Genomic DNA, 15142 nt, shown 5'->3' on the forward strand with positions numbered 1-15142 from the left:
TGTCGGTGACCCGCCAGGGGTGGCCAGGACGGCTCACCCCGAGGACCGCGCGGCCGCGCCCGGGCGTGGAATCAAAGCCGGTGACTCGGCGGAGGGGGCCTCTGAGGACCCTTCGCCGCAGCGTCCCGATGTCCCAGACCGGGAGCGGATCCGGCCCCGACGCCGCCGGGGTCGGAACGGGAGCATCCGCGGGCGGACGATCCTGGTGGCCGACGTGCTGCAAGGGCACCGCCTCGGCGGATGCGGTGCCGCCGACGAACAGTGAGCCGATGAGCGTTGCGCCACTGACAACGGCACCCGTCCACCTTCGCGTGTTTCGACGACAGCAACTACGGCCTGCGCGACCACACCGCCACCACCCACGTTCTGATCTCCGCCCGGGGCCCGGCTCCAAGCCCCCGCCCGATCGTCCGCGTCCGGCGGGGGCTCCCGTCCCGGGCCAAAATTGAACACGTTCAAGGAGTGTGGCAGGGTAGCCCCGTACTCGTGGCGGCCGGCCGTCTGCTTCCCGCCGGCCATCGACTCGCTCGAAACCGATGGAGAGGGAACGGACATCATGCTCGCTGCCATGGGCGGGTTCGACCTGGGCCGGCCGGCGGCACCGAGGCCGGGCAGCAGGAAGACCGACCCTGCGCATCGACTCCACCGGCTGTTCGGACGCCTGGCTGCGGTCCTCGGGCTTGTGGCCCTCGGCTGCATCTCGTGCGCGGGCGCCGGCGGCGGAGCGGCCGCCATCCGACAGGCCGAACTGGTCGGGGACTGGAGCAACGCGGCGGGCGCCAGACTTCACGTGTCGGCGGATCACAGCCTGACGGCGAGTGGGATCCGCAAGGCGGTACCCGACTACACGTGCCCTTCGACTCTGGCCGCCGGCAGATGGCAGTTCTGGAGGCAGGACGGCTCGTCGAACAACGCCGATGCCTCGCCGACCGAAGGTGCGTTGTTCGACGTCTGGGCGAGCAGCAAGGGGGCGACCGGCGGGTGCGACATCGTCGCGCAGGTCCAGCGTGACGGCCGAGGCTTCGACATCTGTCTGGTGCTGGATCCCGACCAGAGTTGCACCTCCGAGGAGCTTCTCCGCAAGGACTCCTCGCAACCCCGCTGAGCAGCGTTGACGTGCATGTGCCGGGGAGACCCCTCGAAGCGCGCGGGTTCGTCGTGGGCCATCGGCTGCCGGAGCCGTCCACGGGTCGCCATCCTCCGGTTCCTGGCTCCCGGTTCCTGACTCCCGGTTTCCGGCCCGGGGTCCGGCGTCGTGCCCGCCGCGCACCACGACCTGAGGGCGTGTCGGATGCATGTCGGTCGTGCACGTCCGGGGCATGGCTCCGGACAAGTCTCGACAGTCGGGACGGCCTGCCCCGAGGCGGGCCGTCGCCCGCACGGGACCAGCAGATGTGACATCAGCCACATCCATACCGTCGCGTACCGGTCGGCGGTCGTTCGCAAACACCCAAACCTGCAGGTCAGTTCGCAACTCGAAGTCCCGAACGAACCCGGGGCCGTTCGAAACGATCTGGCTACCCACAGTGGATTGGGCCTAGCCTGCCCGCCATGTCCCAGAACACGAACACCCCCGGTCTCCCCGGGCAGCCGGCTGCTCCGGTCGGCGACGCTGCCAAGGTACAGCGCCAGGTTCGGCAGCAGGCAGGCGTCGGACCGGTCCTCGGTGGCGGCGGCACCCTCTTCTCCGAGCCCGTCCTGGTGGTGAACCAGAAGGCCAAGCTGATCGAGCTGACCAACGAGTACTCGGTCTTCGACCAGCAGGGCGCCACGCTGGGCTCGGTGGTCCAGGTCGGCCAGAGCGGTCTGCGCAAGGTGATACGGCTGCTCTTCTCCATCGACCAGTACCTGACCCACAAACTGGAGATCCGTGACGCGCAGGGCACCCCGGTGCTCCTGCTGACCCGCCCGGCGAAGCTCATCAAGTCGCGGGTGATCGTGCAGCATCCGAATGGCCAGGAGGTCGGCCAGATCATCCAGCAGAACGCCATCGGGAAGATCAATTTCGCGCTGGAGGTCGGCGGCCGGAAGGTCGGCGCCATCAAGGCGGAGAACTGGCGGGCCTGGAACTTCTCCATCGTCGACGAGACGGACACCGAGGTGGCCCGGATCACCAAGACCTGGGAAGGCCTGGCGAAGACGATGTTCACCACGGCCGACAACTACGTGCTCCAGATCCACCGCCCGCTCACCGACCCGCTCCTCAGCCTTGTCGTGGCGACCGCGCTGACCGTCGACACGGCGCTGAAGCAGGACGCTCGCGGCCTCGGATAGCCGCGAACCGTACGTGTCCGGAGCTCGTGGCGGTCGGCCGCTACGGCTCCCCGGCGGCATCCCTGACCGTGCTCGGCTCAGCTCCTCGTACGGCGGCGGTGCCGTACGAGGACCAGGGTCCCTCCGACGAGAAGCAGCCCGGCGCCGGCACCGGCGGCGAGCTCAAGGACGACGTTGGGCCCCGGTCGAGGGGAAGTCGGAACCCCCCGGGGCCGCCGGGCTGCTCGGGGAGGCCGGCCGGGCCCGGCCCCGCCGGGTCGCTCGGCGTGGCGGTCGGCGAGCGGGAGGGAACGGCAGCCGCCAAGCTCACCTTCGCACTCGCCGTGGCGGCGACCTTGGCGTCGCCACCCACCAGGAGCAGTGCCCGGCTGTCGGGGATGTCGGGGCTTTCGGGGCGCATGAGTGCCCGGCCCTCCCGGACCGGGACCGAGGCGCCGTCACCGAGACGGTCGCACGGCCGGGGTGCGCCCCCGCCGGTGTGGCGGACGCCGCCCGGCACGGCCGCCGCGTGCCGCGACACCGCTGCCACCCGCCGCCCCGCTTCGGCCGGCGCCCGCGTCAGCGGCCGGCCGATTTCGCGGACGGTCACGGTGACCGGTGGTGAGGGCCGCCGCGTGGTGGTGAACGGCCCGTCCTGGGCGGACTCGGCCGTCACGCGGTACCTGACCACGGGTCGGCTGCCTGCCAAGGACCTGGCCTGCGGCGGGTGGGCCGTTTCCTGTGGATCGTCCGAGGATCGGCCGGCCGTGACGGTGGTCGGCGCGCGGGCCGGCCGAGCGGCCACCGGCGCCTGTGGCGACGGGCGCCGCAGGTGTGGCGAAGCCCCGCCGGGCAGGTGCTCGGCGGGGCTTCGTGCCGCGTGGGGGCGGCGGGTTTCGGGGTGCGGTCGGCGGAGGGTGAACAGCGGACGGCGGAGGGCGGACGGCCCCGGATGGGGCGTCGGCCGGGTGTCAGGCCGGGGTGTCAGGCCCGGGTGTCGGACGGGACCGTCAGGCGCGGGCGGCGTCGATCTTGCCCTGGAGGGCGGTGAGGAGGTCCTTGAGGATGCCGGCGGTGCCCTCGTCGGTCAGCTCGCCCTCGTCGTCGAAGCGCTCGTGCGAGCGGAAGGCGACCAGTTCGGGCTTGACCACGACGTCGCTGTCGGTCCAGACGAAGACCTGGCGCAGTGCCAGCTGGGCGCGGACGGAGCCGAAGTTGGTGGGGGCGGCGCCCATGATCGCGGTGGGCTTGCGGTGCAGCGGCAGGCCCTCGGTCTTGGTCCAGTCGGTGCTCAGCCAGTCCAGGGCGTTCTTGAGGACGCCGGGGATGGAGTAGTTGAACTCCGGGGTGGCGATGAGCAGTCCGTCGGCCTCGGTGACCTTGCGGCGCAGGTCCTCGACGACGGCCGGGCGCTTGCCGGGGTGGTCGAGGTCGTAGTCGTACGGCGGGATCTCGCGCAGGCCGTCGTAGATCTCGATCTCCATGCCGGCCGGGTCGAGCTTGCGGGCGGCGCGCAGCAGCGCGGTGTTGTGCGAGTCGGCGCGCAGCGAGCCGGAGATGGCGAAGACCTTGGACGCGCTCATGGCGGTGCTCCTTGCGGTGTGGGTGCGGGTGGTGGCTGGCCTGCCCGGTGCAGGGCGGGTGGTGCGGGGCAGTGCGGGTGCTGGGCCGGCGGTTGTTCCGACATCGAAAAATCTAAACGGTTCAGTTCAATGCGTCAACCAGACGGTTCAGTCTTGACTCTGAACTGGCTCGTGTAGTTCAGTTTTCGGCATGACGACGACTCAGCTCGCCGCGGCCCAGGCCGCCCCCGTCCGCTCGACCGCCACCGTCATCGATCCCGTGCACACCGTCGAGGGCGCCGGTTTCCCCGTCCGCCGCCCGTTCCCGGTGGCCGAACTGCCGATGCTCGACCCGTTCCTGATGGTCGACCAGACCGGTCCGCTGCTGCTCGCCCCCGGCGAGGCCAAGGGCGCCCCCGCCCACCCGCACCGCGGCTTCGAGGCGGTCTCCTACCTCATCGAGGGCTCGATGGACTGGGCCGACTCGACCGGCCGGCGCGGAACCAGCGTCGCCGGCGAGGTCGAGTGGCTCACCGCCGGTGCCGGCATCGTCCACTCCAACGAGCCGACCGCCGACCTGCTCGCCCACGGCGGCCGCCAGCACATGCTCCAGATCTGGGTGAACCTGCCCGCCCGGCTGAAGGACCTCCCGGCCCGCAGCCAGAACCAGGGGCCCGACACCATCCCGGTGGTGCACACCGAGGACGGCAGCCGGGTCAAGGTGATCGCGGGCCGCAGCCACGGCGTGGCCGGACCCTTCGAGACGCACCTGCCGGTCCTGCTCGCGCACGCCGTGCTGCCCGCCGGCGGGCGGGTCGACTTCACCGTGCCGGTCGGCCACAACGCCGCCGTCTATGTACTCTCCGGCGCCGTCGAACTGCCCGACACGCCGCTGTCGGACGGCCGGCTCGCGGTGCTGGCGCACGACGGCGAGCGGATCGCCGTCGCCGCGCCGGACGGCCCGGCCGAGGTGCTGGTCCTGGCCGGCGAGCCGATCGGCGAGCCGGTGGCCCGCGGCGGCCCGTTCGTGATGAACACCGCGGCCGAGCTCCGGCAGGCCCAACTCGACTTCTCGAACGGAAAGTTCGGGAGGATCCCGGAATGAGTCCGGGAGCGCTGGACACGGCGGCCGGGGCGGACACGCTCCCGGCGGAGCCGCCGGAGGGCAGCACCGGCCGGGGCGTACGGGGGTCGCTCCGGACCGGCGTGCTGCTCGCAGCGGTCGCCGTCCCGGGGGCGGCCGGACTCTCCGGCCCGAGCCTCGTCCTGCCCGCCATCGCGCGGGAGCTGCACACCGGCCTCGACTCCGCCTCCTGGCTGATGAGCGGCTACGGGCTCGGCATGATGCTCGGCACCCCGCTGCTCACCGGCACCGCCGGGCGGCGCGGCCCCCGGGCGCTGCTGCTCGCCTCCGCGGGGGCGCTGCTGCTCGGCGTGCTGGTCACGCTCGCCGCCGGGGCGGCCCTCGGCCCGTTGGTCGCCGGGCGCGTCCTGCTGGGGGTCGGTGCGGCCGGGTTCAACGTGGCCGCCTTCCAGCTGGCCGCGCGTCAACCGGACGGACGTGCCTCCGGAGTCGTCGCGATCGGCAGCGCGGCGGGTGGCACCGTCGGGCTGTTCATCGGCGCGGCGGTGGCGGCCGGGCTGGGCTGGCGGGCCTGCCTGGTGCTGCCGGTGCTGACCCTGGCGGTGCTGCCGGCCGCACTGCGCGGGTGCGCCGCACCGGCGCATGGCCCGGCGCACGGCCCGGCGGCCGGGCCCGGACCGGAGCCGGCGCGGGGCGCGGGCGCGCCCGCGGCGAGCCGCTCGTTCCTCGGCCTGGACGCCCTGGCGGTGCCGCGCTTCCGGGCCGTCGCCGGGGTGATGCTGGTCCTGGCGACCGTCAACTTCGGCCTGGTCTACGGCGCACCGCGGCGGGCCGCCGCGCTGACCGGCTGGAGCGCCGTCCAGACCGGCGCCGCCGGCTCGCTCGCCACCCTGACCGGCGCGCTGCTCTCCTGGTCGCTGGTGCGCGCCGCGCCCCGACTGGGCCTGCGGCGCACCGCCGGCCTGCTGCTCGGCGTCTCGTTCGCCGCACTCGGGCTCGCCGCGTTCGCCCCCTGGGCGCCGCTGGTGCTGCTGGGCGCCGGGGCCAGCGCCTGCGTCAACGCGGGCGGCCAGGGCGTCCTGACCGGCGCGGGGGCCGAGGCCGTGGCGCCGCAGCGGCGGCCGGAGGCGATCGGGCTCTTCAACCTGGTGTTCCTGCTCGGTGCGGCGCTCGGCCCGCAGCTGGCGGCGTCCGGCGGGCGGATCGCCGGGCTGGGCTCGTACGTCGCCTCGCTGGTGCGCTGACCCGGCGCACGGCCGGGGGCCGCGGGGCGCACAGCGGGGGCACAGCCGGGCGCCCGCCACATGCCGCCGAGTGCCGCCGGCTGCCGCCGGGTCTCCCGCACGCCGACGGGGTTACCGCCCGTCCCGGCGCCACCTGCCTACGGTCCCGGTGTCACCGCATCGACCGAACCGTTCAGTTTCCTATACTGGCCCGTACCGTCTCCGCCCGAGCACCCCGAGGAGAACCCCGATGGCCGCCGACAGCCCCCAGCCGACCGACGAGTTCGGCATCCCGATCATCCCGACCCCGGTCGACGCCGCCCAGCGGCGCCGGCAGGCGATCATCGACGCCGCGCTCGCCGAGTTCCTCAAGGAGGGCTACTCCGCCGCCTCGATGGACGCCATCACCGCCCGCTCCGGCGTCTCCAAGGCCACCATCTACAAGCACTTCGGCAACAAGGAACGGCTCTTCCTCGCGGTGATCGGCGGCGTCCTGCCCACCACCTACGAGGACCTCAAGCCGTGGAACTCCACCATCGCCGAGGCCGACGACCTGCGCTCCGCGCTGATCACCCTCACCCTCGACTGGACCCGCATCCTGCTGCGCCCCGACATCATGTCGCTGCGCCGCCTGGTGATCGGCGAGATCGACCGCTTCCCGCAGCTGGGCCAGCTCTGGTACCGGGTCAGCTACGACATGAACAACGGCCCGCTGATCGAGGCCTTCGCCGAACTGGACCGCCGCGGCGTGCTCGTAGTGGAAGACCCGGCGCTGGCCGTGCAGCAGCTGGTGGCCTGCACGGTGGGCGTGCCGCAGCTGGTGCGGACGTTCAGCCCGGAGGCCGAACTGGACGAGGCCGGGATGCACCGGATGATCAGCTCCGGGGTCGACCTGTTCCTGGCGCGGTACGCGCGGGAGCAGTGAAGATCCACCACCTTGGAAATGGCTGATCAGCCGTGGTGGTGTGGCAGGGTTCGTAGGTGTTCGTGCAGTCGGTGGGCGGCTGTCCCGGGCCTTGATCGGTTGACTACGAGGTTCGCCGGGACGAGCAGGGCGCGCAGGAGGTTGGTGGCGCGGGCGGGATCGGTGCGGAGTTGGTGAGGATCCGCCAGGTTTTGACGAACATCCGGGCCGCGCGCATCGGGCCGACTGTCTGTGACCTCTACGGGCCGATGCCGATCGAGCACAGGTCGAAAACGCTGCCCGCCATGCCGGGTGCCTCTCACGCCTCTGTGTTGAGGGAAGACGCCGGAATGCCGACCTCCCGAGGGCATCAACCGGGGGAGGTCGGCATTGGCGTTGTTGCCGCGCCGTGCAGTGCCCAGCACCGCCGTTGCCGCGGCGACCAGCGGCTCTGCTCGGTCCTGTTCGGTCCTACTCGGTCCGCAGCGCGGTGGCGGTCCGCGACCGGGCCGCCCAGCCGGCCGGCAGCAGTGCCCCGAGCAGGGCGATCACGATCCCGCCGGCCAGCAGGGGGATGAGCAGCCCGGCGGTGTAGACGTGGGACACGCTCGGCGGCAGGTGCCGGCCGATCGCGTTCCCCATCGGGGTCAGCGTCGCCTTCTCCACCGCGACCCCGAGCGGGACCCCGATCAGCCCGGCGATCAGGCCGGTGAGGGACACCGAGGTCAGCACCATCGCAATGGTCTGCTTGGGCGTCATCCCGAGGGCCTTGAGGATCCCCAGGTCATGAACCCGCTCCCGGGTGTCCTGTACCACCATGCTCAGCACCCCGAGCGCGGCGACCGCGATCATCATCAGCGTGAGCGTGGCCACCAGGGCGCCCATGGTGATCACCACGATGTTCTTGCCCCCACCGGTGCTCGGCTGGACCGAGGCGTTCAGCGGGGTCAGCGCGGCGGCGGCCGAGGTGGACCAGTCCGATTCGTTGACGGTGTCGGCCAGCTCGACGTTGAACTGGTCGATGTGCGGGGTCAGACCGGCGGCGGTGAAGGTGGCCGCATCCGTCATGACCGTGTAGTCGCCCTGGTTGGTGTCGAAGTTGATGCCGACGACCTTCAGCGACAGTTGCTCGTTCTGCTGCACCACGGCGACGTCGTCACCGACGTGGATCCCCACCGCCGTGGCCAGCTTGTCGCCGACCACGGCCTCGCCGGGCGCCGAGTACCAGCGGCCGGACAGCAGCTCCATGTTCGTCCAGGAGAAGTCGCCGGTGACCGTGAACACCTTCGCCGGTTCGCCGCCGGGCGGGGCGCCGACCATGGTCGCGCCGCTCTCGCCAAAGCCGAACGCGGCCTTCGTGCCCGGGATCCCGGCGAGCGCGGCGGCCACCTCGGCGGCGTCCAGGTGCGGGTTGCGCGGGTCGTTGGGGCCGTAGAGACCCCAGGGCACGCCTACGTCGGCCGTGGGTATCACGAACTCCGACCCGACGTTGAAGCCTGAGGTGCTGACGTCCAGGTACTTGTTGAACCCGGTCTCCAGCCCCACCGCGAACGTGACACTCACCACGCCGAACAGCACCGCCGCACCGACCACTACGGCCCGGGCCGGCCGGGCGAACGGTTGGGCCAGCCCCAACGACATGGCCCGGGGCAGCGGCAGCCGCGCGGCCAGACGCTGCGCCGCCTGACCGCCCCCGGCTCTGGGGGCGCGGCCGACCACCAGGGCCCGCACCGTCGGCATCCGGCCGGCCCGCAGTGCCGGGATCAGAGCCGCGACGCCGACGATGAGCAGGGTGCCCAGCGGCACCACGGCGCTGACCCACAACGGGATCGTGGCCCTGGCCGCGCCGAGCTGCTTGGTGGCCCCGTCCAGGATCGGCACGGCCAGGAGGTTGCCGAAGACCGTGCCGAGTACCAGGCCGAGTGTCGCCGGGATCATGGCCTGCGCGGTGTAGGCGCGGGCCACCTGCGAAGGGGTGAAGCCCAACGACTTCAGAATCCCGATGCGCCGGATTCCCGAGGCCACAGCCCCGCTGACCACGATCGAGATGATCAGCACCGACATGAACAGCCCGAGGATCCCGAAGGCGATCAGGAACGGCACGTAGGCCTTGGCGTTGCCGGTCGCCTGCTGCTCCGCGGTCAGGTACGACTGTCCGGCCTCGACCGCGCCGGCCGGCGCGGCGGCGGCGATCGCCTGCTTGTCGGTGGCGATGTCGGCGGCGGTCCCGGCCTTGGCGAACCGGTAGAGCATCTGCTCGTCGGACTTGGCACCGGCGGCGGTGAGCCGCGCGAAACCGTCGGCGGTGGCGAAGGCGGTCGCGCTGTCGGTCACCGAGCCGGCGAAGCCGACGACCTTGAACGACGGCTTGCCCGGCAGGGAGGAGAACACCACCGAATCGCCGAAGCAGTCGGCGGCATAGTGCTGCCACGGCAGGGCGATCTCGCCCGGGCTCGTCGGCCAGCGCCCCTGGGTCAGCGCCAGCTGGTCCATCCCGGAGGTGCTGCCCAGGTCGGGCCGGGTGGTGACGGTGATCGGACCGTTGTCGTGACCGGCCCAATCCTTCTTGGAGCAGTCCATGCCGATCGTCGTGTCCAGGGCGGCGGCGACCGGGTACGGCCCGGCCGCCTCGGTGACGCCGGCGGCGTGAGCGGTGGCGGCAGCCTGCGCGGCCGTGACCTTCGAGCCGTCGAACTGGACCGCCAGGTGCGCCCCGTTCCGAGCACTGAAAGCGTGCTCGAACGGGGCCTGCACGACAGTCAGCAGACCGAGGGAGAGTACTGAGGATGTCACCGCGGCGAACGTCGTCAGGGCCATGACGAGAGACTGGACCCGACGGCGGCCCACGCCGGAACGTACGACCTTGCCCAGGGCGCTCACCGGCTCACCGCCGGCAGCAGGCGGGCCACGGCCCGGAAACCGACCTCGAAGACGCGCCAGGGCGTAGGCGGCTTGCGCAGTGTCATCGGACCTCTCCCGCCGGACCGGTCAGGGGTGTGTGGGCGGCCAGGCCGGCACCGCTGCCGTCGTTGATGACGTCCCGCTCGACCGCGCCGTCCACCAACTCGATCGTGCGGCGCGCGGTGCTCGCGGCCAGCTGCACGTCGTGGGTGACCAGCAGGATGGTCTGGCCCTCGCTGTTCAGGTCCAGCAGCAGCTCGCGCACGTCCTCGGCCGAGCTCGAGTCCAGCGCGCCGGTCGGCTCATCGGCCAGCAGCAGCGCCGGCTTGTTCATCAGGGCCCTGGCCACCGCCACCCGCTGCCGTTCCCCGCCGGACAGCCGCTGCGGATAGCCCTTGACATGCCGGTCGATGCCCAGCGAGTCGAGCAGCTCGATGGCCCGCCGCTTCGCTTCGCCCTTGCCCATCCCGGCCAGCTGCGCCGGAACCATGACGTTGTCCAACACGGTCAGGTCGTCCAGCAGGTTGAAGAACTGGAAGATCATGCCGATGGAGGCCCGGCGGTACTTCGCCGAACCGGCCTCGCCGAGCTGGTCGACGCGGGTGCCGTCGACGGTCACGGTGCCACTGGAAGGCTTGTCCAGACCCGCGATCAGGTTCAGCAGCGTGGACTTGCCACTGCCGGAATGGCCGAGGATCGCCACGCACTCACCAGCCGCCACGGACAGAGTGACGCCGGCCAGTGCGGGCGGGCCGTCGTCGTACTTCTTTGTCGTGTCGCGAAGATCGATCATCGGAGCATTCGTCATGACCATGAACCTAGGAACGGACCACGATCCACCGCGTCGGCCGGCGGATGACACCACTTCCCGGGCCATCGGCTCGGGGGCGTATCCGGCGTACATCCCCGGGGCGACGCGCAGAGCCGACGCCACTGAATACGATCTCCGTATGGAACAGCTTCTCCAGCGTCTCTCGACATCGAAGCGGGTGACCTGGCTGATGTCACAGGCCGTGGTGCTGGCCACCGCCTGCTTGTACGCGCTGACTCTCGCCTTGACGATGCTGCCCAATTCGGCGCACTACAACGGCCTGTTCCGGTTCCCCGACCTCGGGGGCTTCCAGATTCTCGGTCTCTGCGTCGTGCTCGCCCTGCCGGTTCTGCTGGTGCGCCGTCTGCCGGCGACGGTCTTCGCGGCGGTCCTGGGCGAAGCAGTCCTCGGCGACGCCTTCGACGCGCGGCCCTTGATCGTGTTCGTCCTGCTCGTCGGCTTGGGCGGGTACCTCGCTGTCCGGCGGCCCAAGGCTGCCGCCGTCGGTTCCGTCGCGGCCGTCGCGGCCGCGTTCGTCAACAACATCCACGACCGCGGGCAGAACGTCGGCGACGCGTCCCAGTGGGCCGGGCAGTTCGCGTTGTGGTTCGCGGTCGCGTGGGTCTTCGGGGGGGTGTATCGCAGACGCCGTGAATACCTCGAAGCCCTGCAGGAGCAGACCGCGGCCCGCGTCGTCATGGCCGAGCGGCTACGGATCGCCCGCGAGCTGCACGACAGCGTCGCGCACAGCATCGGGATCATCACGGTGCTGTCGGGAGCGGCGGCGCGGGTCGTGGAGACCAAGCCCGAGCAGACGCGGCAGGCGCTGACCGGCATCGAGACCACCGGCCGGGAGACGCTGCTGGAGCTGCAGCGCATGCTCGGGGCGCTCCGCCGCGCCGAGCCGGACGACGCCATGCCGCAGGCCGCACCGCTGGCGCCGGCCGGCAGCCTGGCCGACGTCCCGCAGCTCGCCGATCGCACGGCCGGCGCCGGGGTGCGGGTTCATGTGACCTGGCGGGGCGAGCGGCGTCCACTGCCGCCGGAGATCGAACTGTCGGCGTTCCGGATCATCCAGGAGTCGGTGACGAACGTGGTACGGCATTCCAGGGCGCGGACGTGCCGGGTCGCGGTCGGTTACGAGCCGGAAGGGGTGACGATCGAGGTGGTGGACGACGGGGACGACGGTCGCGGCGGGCCGGGCCGTCCGAGGAACTCGGCGACGGCCGGCGGGAGCGGCTTCGGCCTGCTCGGCATGCGCGAGCGGGTGACCTTGCTGTCCGGCCAGTTCAGCGCCGGCCAGCGTCCGGAGGGCGGATTCCGGGTGGCTGCGAGGCTCCCGGCATGAGCGTGCGGGTACTGCTGGTCGACGACCAGCCGCTGATGCTGCTCGGGCTCGGGATCCTGATCGGCGACACCGACGACCTGGAGGTGGTCGGCCAGGCCGGCGACGGCCGCGAGGCGGTGCGCCTGGTGCGTGAACTGCGGCCGGACGTCGTGGTGATGGACATCCGGATGCCGGACGTGGACGGGATCGAGGCGACCCGACAGGCGACCGCCGAGCCGGACCCGCCCAAGGTGCTGGTGCTGACGACCTTCGACCACGACGAGTACGTCTACGGCGCACTGCGCGCCGGGGCCAGCGGATTCCTGCTCAAGAGCATGGCCCTGGACGCGATCCTGGAAGCGATCCGCGTGGTGGCCGCGGGCGACGCGTTGATCGCGCCGAGCGTGACCCGACGGCTGATCGCGGACTTCGCCGGAACGTCCGGCCCCGCGGCCCCCGAACCGGACGCCGGGCCCGCCGCGGACTCGAGTCCCATCGCGGGGATCACCGACCGGGAGCGCGAGGTGCTGGCACTGGTCGGACAGGGACTGTCGAACGCTGAGATAGCCGAGCGGCTGGTGATCAGCGCGGCGACCGCGAAGACGCATGTCGCGCGGCTGTTCGCCAAGCTCGAAGCTCGGGACCGCGTCCACCTCGCAATCATCGCCTTCGAGGCCGGACTCGTGCCGCGTAGACGGTAGGGGCAGACAGTAGGGGCAGGATCAGAAGAACGATCGCGAAGCCGCTGCGGGCGAAGCTGAACCGGCCGGCAGACCGGGCCTGGCTGCGGAAACTCGCTGACGGCCGGTTCACGATCGCCTTCTGAGACGTCCCGATGGAGTCCCTTACCCGATCACGCTCGGCCGCGGGCCGCGAAACGAACCCTGACCTGCACGGCAGGCGAAGATGCCGAACAGTCGGCGATGTCGCGCGGAACGGCGGTGGGCGTCCGGGCCGCCGTTGCGGTCTCCCGCATACTCAGGATTATGCGGACACTGAGATCATCCCAAAGTGGGGTGGCCTGCGGGGCCGCGAGTAAGGGGCGTCCCGGCGCTCATCGAGTTGGTGTGAACAACAACAAGCAGCCCGGGGACGCCGTCTGTCCGGTATGTCAGTGCGCGCTGCCGCTGTCCTCGAACACCCTCAACTACGCCGCCGACCTGCTGCGCGCCCACCTGAAGGCCCGTTCAGGATGGCGCAAGCTCAGTGACCACGGCGACGGCGGGCCCTGTGACCGAGGCCGCCGTCGCGGCCGGTGCGTCGGCTGTCGGAGCAGCCGTCGGCGCCGCGGCTGTCGGTGTGGCGGTCGTCGGAGTAGCGGCCGGTGTGGCGGCTGTCGGTGTCGCGGCCGGATCGGCCTCCGGCCCGCGACGGCGCCGCCGCACCCCGGCCACCAGCAGCAGCACCGCTGTCCACGCGCCGGTGCAGAGCACCTGGCTGCGGCTGCCCGGGTCCACCAGCATGAACACCAGCACCCCGGCCATCGCCGCCAGCGCCAGGTAACCCAGGTACGGGAAGCCCCACATCGGGGCCGCCTGCTGCAGCCCGCGCTCCTGCTCCGGCCCCCGCTGCTGATCCGGCCCGCGCTGCTGCTCCAACCCCCGCTGCTCCGGCCCGTCCATGTGCTGCCGCCGCCCGTGCAGCCGCAGGTGGGAAGCGGCGATCAGGATCCAGACCACCAGGATCGCCGTCCCGATCGAGTTCAGCAGGAACGGGAAGACGGTCCGCGGCCACAGCAGGCTGAGCACCACCGACGCGAAGCCGAACGCGGCCGAGGCGAGCACGGCGCGGCCGGTCCCGGCCGGGGCAGCCGGAGAGCCGGCCGGTACCGAGTCTCCGGCCGCGCCGTCACCGCCGCGTCCGGCCGACCGGCCGCGGCCGGTCAGCAGACGCGGGGCGTCGCCCCGCGCGGCGAGGGCGTACAGCATCCGTGAGGAGCCGTAGATGTTGGCGTTCATCGCCGACAGCAGGGCCACCAGCACGACGGCGTTCATCAGTTGCGCCGCGCCCGGCACCCCGATCCGGCCGATCGCCGCCGCGTACGGGCCGCCGGCGACCGCCGGGTCGTCCCACGGCACCACGGCGACGATCACCGCCATCGAGCCGACGTAGAACAGCGCCACCCGCCACAGCACCGTGCGCACTGCCCGGCGCACCGCGGCCACCGGGTCCTCGCACTCGGCGGCGGCGATGGTCACCGTCTCCAGACCGCCGTACGCGAACACCGCCGCGACGGTGCCCACCGCGACCCCGTGCCAGCCGTGCGGCAGCAGGCCGCCGTGCGCGGTCAGGTTCTCCGCGGCCGGCGTCCGGCCGGCGAGCACGGCGGCGGCGCCGAGCAGGATGAACGCGCAGATCGAGGCCGCCTTCACCCCGGCGAACCAGAACTCCAGCTCGCCGAAGTGCCGTACGCCCGCCAGGTTCGTCCCGGTGAACAGCGCCATGAACGCCGCCACCCACACCCAGGCCGGCACCTGCGGCAGCCATCCCACCACGATCCGGGACGCCCCGATCGCCTCCGCCGCCACGCTCACCACCAGCAGTGCCCAGTACATCCAGCCGGCCAGCAGCCCGGCCCACGGCCCCCAGGCGCGGGTGGCGTGCGCGGAGAACGACCCGGAGCCGGGGCGGGCGGCGGACATCTCGCCGAGCATCCGCATGACCAGCACCGTGAGCACCCCGGCCACCACGTACGACACCACGATCCCTGGCCCCGCCGCGGCGATCCCGACGCCGGAGCCGACGAACAGCCCGGCTCCGATCGCACCGCCCAGCGCGATCATGGCAATGTGGCGCTGTCTCAGCCCACGACTGACCGACCGGTCTTCGGACATCACGGCTCCCCCCGTTGTGATCCAACCGGGGGAGATCCTCGCCCCGACCACCCGTCGTGATCAAGTCCTCCGGCCGGTCCGACCGAGGCGTGGACACCCGCCGACCGGAGCGCGGACGCCCATCGGCCGGGCTCCGCACCGTCGGCGGCCGACCGCGTCGCGCCGTCTCGGCCGCGGAAGGCCGAGACGTCCGGCGGCGCCGCCCTCCGCCGGGCTCCGGTCGGTGCGCCGCCGCGGCCGCCG

At 72.2% G+C, this 15142-nt stretch carries 11 protein-coding genes; 7 read left to right on the forward strand and 4 right to left on the reverse strand.

All coding sequences use genetic code 11. The features are described from left to right. The first annotated feature begins 445 nt into the window (after positions 1-445). Positions 446-1105 (forward strand): hypothetical protein, encoded by a 660-nt coding sequence (locus tag AB0D10_RS26155; RefSeq protein WP_360260745.1) that lies wholly within the window; start codon positions 446-448, stop codon positions 1103-1105. A gap of 446 nt (positions 1106-1551) precedes the next feature. Beyond that, a complete protein-coding gene (locus AB0D10_RS26160) occupies positions 1552-2274 on the forward strand; it encodes a phospholipid scramblase-related protein (protein ID WP_360260748.1) in 723 nt (240 codons plus the stop codon). A 989-nt stretch (positions 2275-3263) separates the two neighbouring features. On the opposite strand, the gene AB0D10_RS26165 is transcribed toward AB0D10_RS26160, so the two are convergent. Continuing rightward, positions 3264-3836, reverse strand: a complete 573-nt coding sequence (locus AB0D10_RS26165) for an NADPH-dependent FMN reductase (RefSeq protein ID WP_360260751.1) — start codon at positions 3834-3836, stop codon at positions 3264-3266. A gap of 190 nt (positions 3837-4026) precedes the next feature. Between AB0D10_RS26165 and AB0D10_RS26170 the strand changes: the two genes are divergently transcribed. The 3 genes from AB0D10_RS26170 to AB0D10_RS26180 all read left to right on the forward strand — a co-directional run bounded on the left by AB0D10_RS26170 (position 4027) and on the right by AB0D10_RS26180 (position 7047). Further along, the gene (locus tag AB0D10_RS26170) at positions 4027-4920 is read left to right on the forward strand and encodes a pirin family protein (protein WP_360260754.1); all 894 of its coding nucleotides are present in this window, start codon (positions 4027-4029) and stop codon (positions 4918-4920) included. Continuing rightward, complete coding sequence (locus tag AB0D10_RS26175; RefSeq protein WP_360260757.1) at positions 4917-6143, forward strand: MFS transporter; 1227 nt, start codon at positions 4917-4919, stop codon at positions 6141-6143. Before AB0D10_RS26170 ends, AB0D10_RS26175 begins: the two co-directional genes overlap by 4 nt. Before the next feature lie 229 nt (positions 6144-6372). Beyond that, positions 6373-7047, forward strand: coding sequence for a TetR/AcrR family transcriptional regulator (locus AB0D10_RS26180; protein ID WP_360260760.1), 675 nt, complete (start codon positions 6373-6375; stop codon positions 7045-7047). Between the two features lie 450 nt (positions 7048-7497). Here the strand turns inward: AB0D10_RS26180 and AB0D10_RS26185 are convergent, their stop codons facing one another. Beyond that, a complete protein-coding gene (locus AB0D10_RS26185) occupies positions 7498-9843 on the reverse strand; it encodes an FtsX-like permease family protein (protein WP_360260763.1) in 2346 nt (781 codons plus the stop codon). A 145-nt stretch (positions 9844-9988) separates the two neighbouring features. Next, a complete protein-coding gene (locus AB0D10_RS26190) occupies positions 9989-10735 on the reverse strand; it encodes an ABC transporter ATP-binding protein (RefSeq protein ID WP_360260766.1) in 747 nt (248 codons plus the stop codon). Here AB0D10_RS26190 and AB0D10_RS26195 point away from each other — a divergent pair. Then, positions 10734-12086, forward strand: coding sequence for a sensor histidine kinase (locus tag AB0D10_RS26195; protein WP_360260769.1), 1353 nt, complete (start codon positions 10734-10736; stop codon positions 12084-12086). The genes AB0D10_RS26190 and AB0D10_RS26195 overlap by 2 nt on opposite strands. Continuing rightward, positions 12083-12766, forward strand: coding sequence for a response regulator transcription factor (locus AB0D10_RS26200; protein ID WP_360260772.1), 684 nt, complete (start codon positions 12083-12085; stop codon positions 12764-12766). The genes AB0D10_RS26195 and AB0D10_RS26200 overlap by 4 nt, the downstream gene beginning before the upstream one ends. A gap of 486 nt (positions 12767-13252) precedes the next feature. On the opposite strand, the gene AB0D10_RS26205 is transcribed toward AB0D10_RS26200, so the two are convergent. Next, positions 13253-14899, reverse strand: coding sequence for an amino acid permease (locus tag AB0D10_RS26205; RefSeq protein ID WP_360260775.1), 1647 nt, complete (start codon positions 14897-14899; stop codon positions 13253-13255). Positions 14900-15142 lie beyond the last annotated feature (243 nt).

Origin of the sequence: Kitasatospora sp. NPDC048545, from assembly GCF_040651155.1 — a bacterium.
In the GTDB taxonomy this organism is placed as follows: domain Bacteria; phylum Actinomycetota; class Actinomycetes; order Streptomycetales; family Streptomycetaceae; genus Kitasatospora.

What these genes read in the sequence shown, in the direction of transcription:
- AB0D10_RS26160 (WP_360260748.1), top strand. Translation starts at nt 1,552, where the DNA reads ATGTCCCAGAACACGAACACCCCCGGTCTCCCCGGGCAGCCGGCTGCT.
- AB0D10_RS26165 (WP_360260751.1), bottom strand. Translation starts at nt 3,836, where the DNA reads ATGAGCGCGTCCAAGGTCTTCGCCATCTCCGGCTCGCTGCGCGCCGAC.
- AB0D10_RS26170 (WP_360260754.1), top strand. Translation starts at nt 4,027, where the DNA reads ATGACGACGACTCAGCTCGCCGCGGCCCAGGCCGCCCCCGTCCGCTCG.
- AB0D10_RS26175 (WP_360260757.1), top strand. Translation starts at nt 4,917, where the DNA reads ATGAGTCCGGGAGCGCTGGACACGGCGGCCGGGGCGGACACGCTCCCG.
- AB0D10_RS26180 (WP_360260760.1), top strand. Translation starts at nt 6,373, where the DNA reads ATGGCCGCCGACAGCCCCCAGCCGACCGACGAGTTCGGCATCCCGATC.
- AB0D10_RS26185 (WP_360260763.1), bottom strand. Translation starts at nt 9,843, where the DNA reads ATGGCCCTGACGACGTTCGCCGCGGTGACATCCTCAGTACTCTCCCTC.
- AB0D10_RS26195 (WP_360260769.1), top strand. Translation starts at nt 10,734, where the DNA reads ATGACCATGAACCTAGGAACGGACCACGATCCACCGCGTCGGCCGGCG.
- AB0D10_RS26190 (WP_360260766.1), bottom strand. Translation starts at nt 10,735, where the DNA reads ATGACGAATGCTCCGATGATCGATCTTCGCGACACGACAAAGAAGTAC.
- AB0D10_RS26200 (WP_360260772.1), top strand. Translation starts at nt 12,083, where the DNA reads ATGAGCGTGCGGGTACTGCTGGTCGACGACCAGCCGCTGATGCTGCTC.
- AB0D10_RS26205 (WP_360260775.1), bottom strand. Translation starts at nt 14,899, where the DNA reads ATGTCCGAAGACCGGTCGGTCAGTCGTGGGCTGAGACAGCGCCACATT.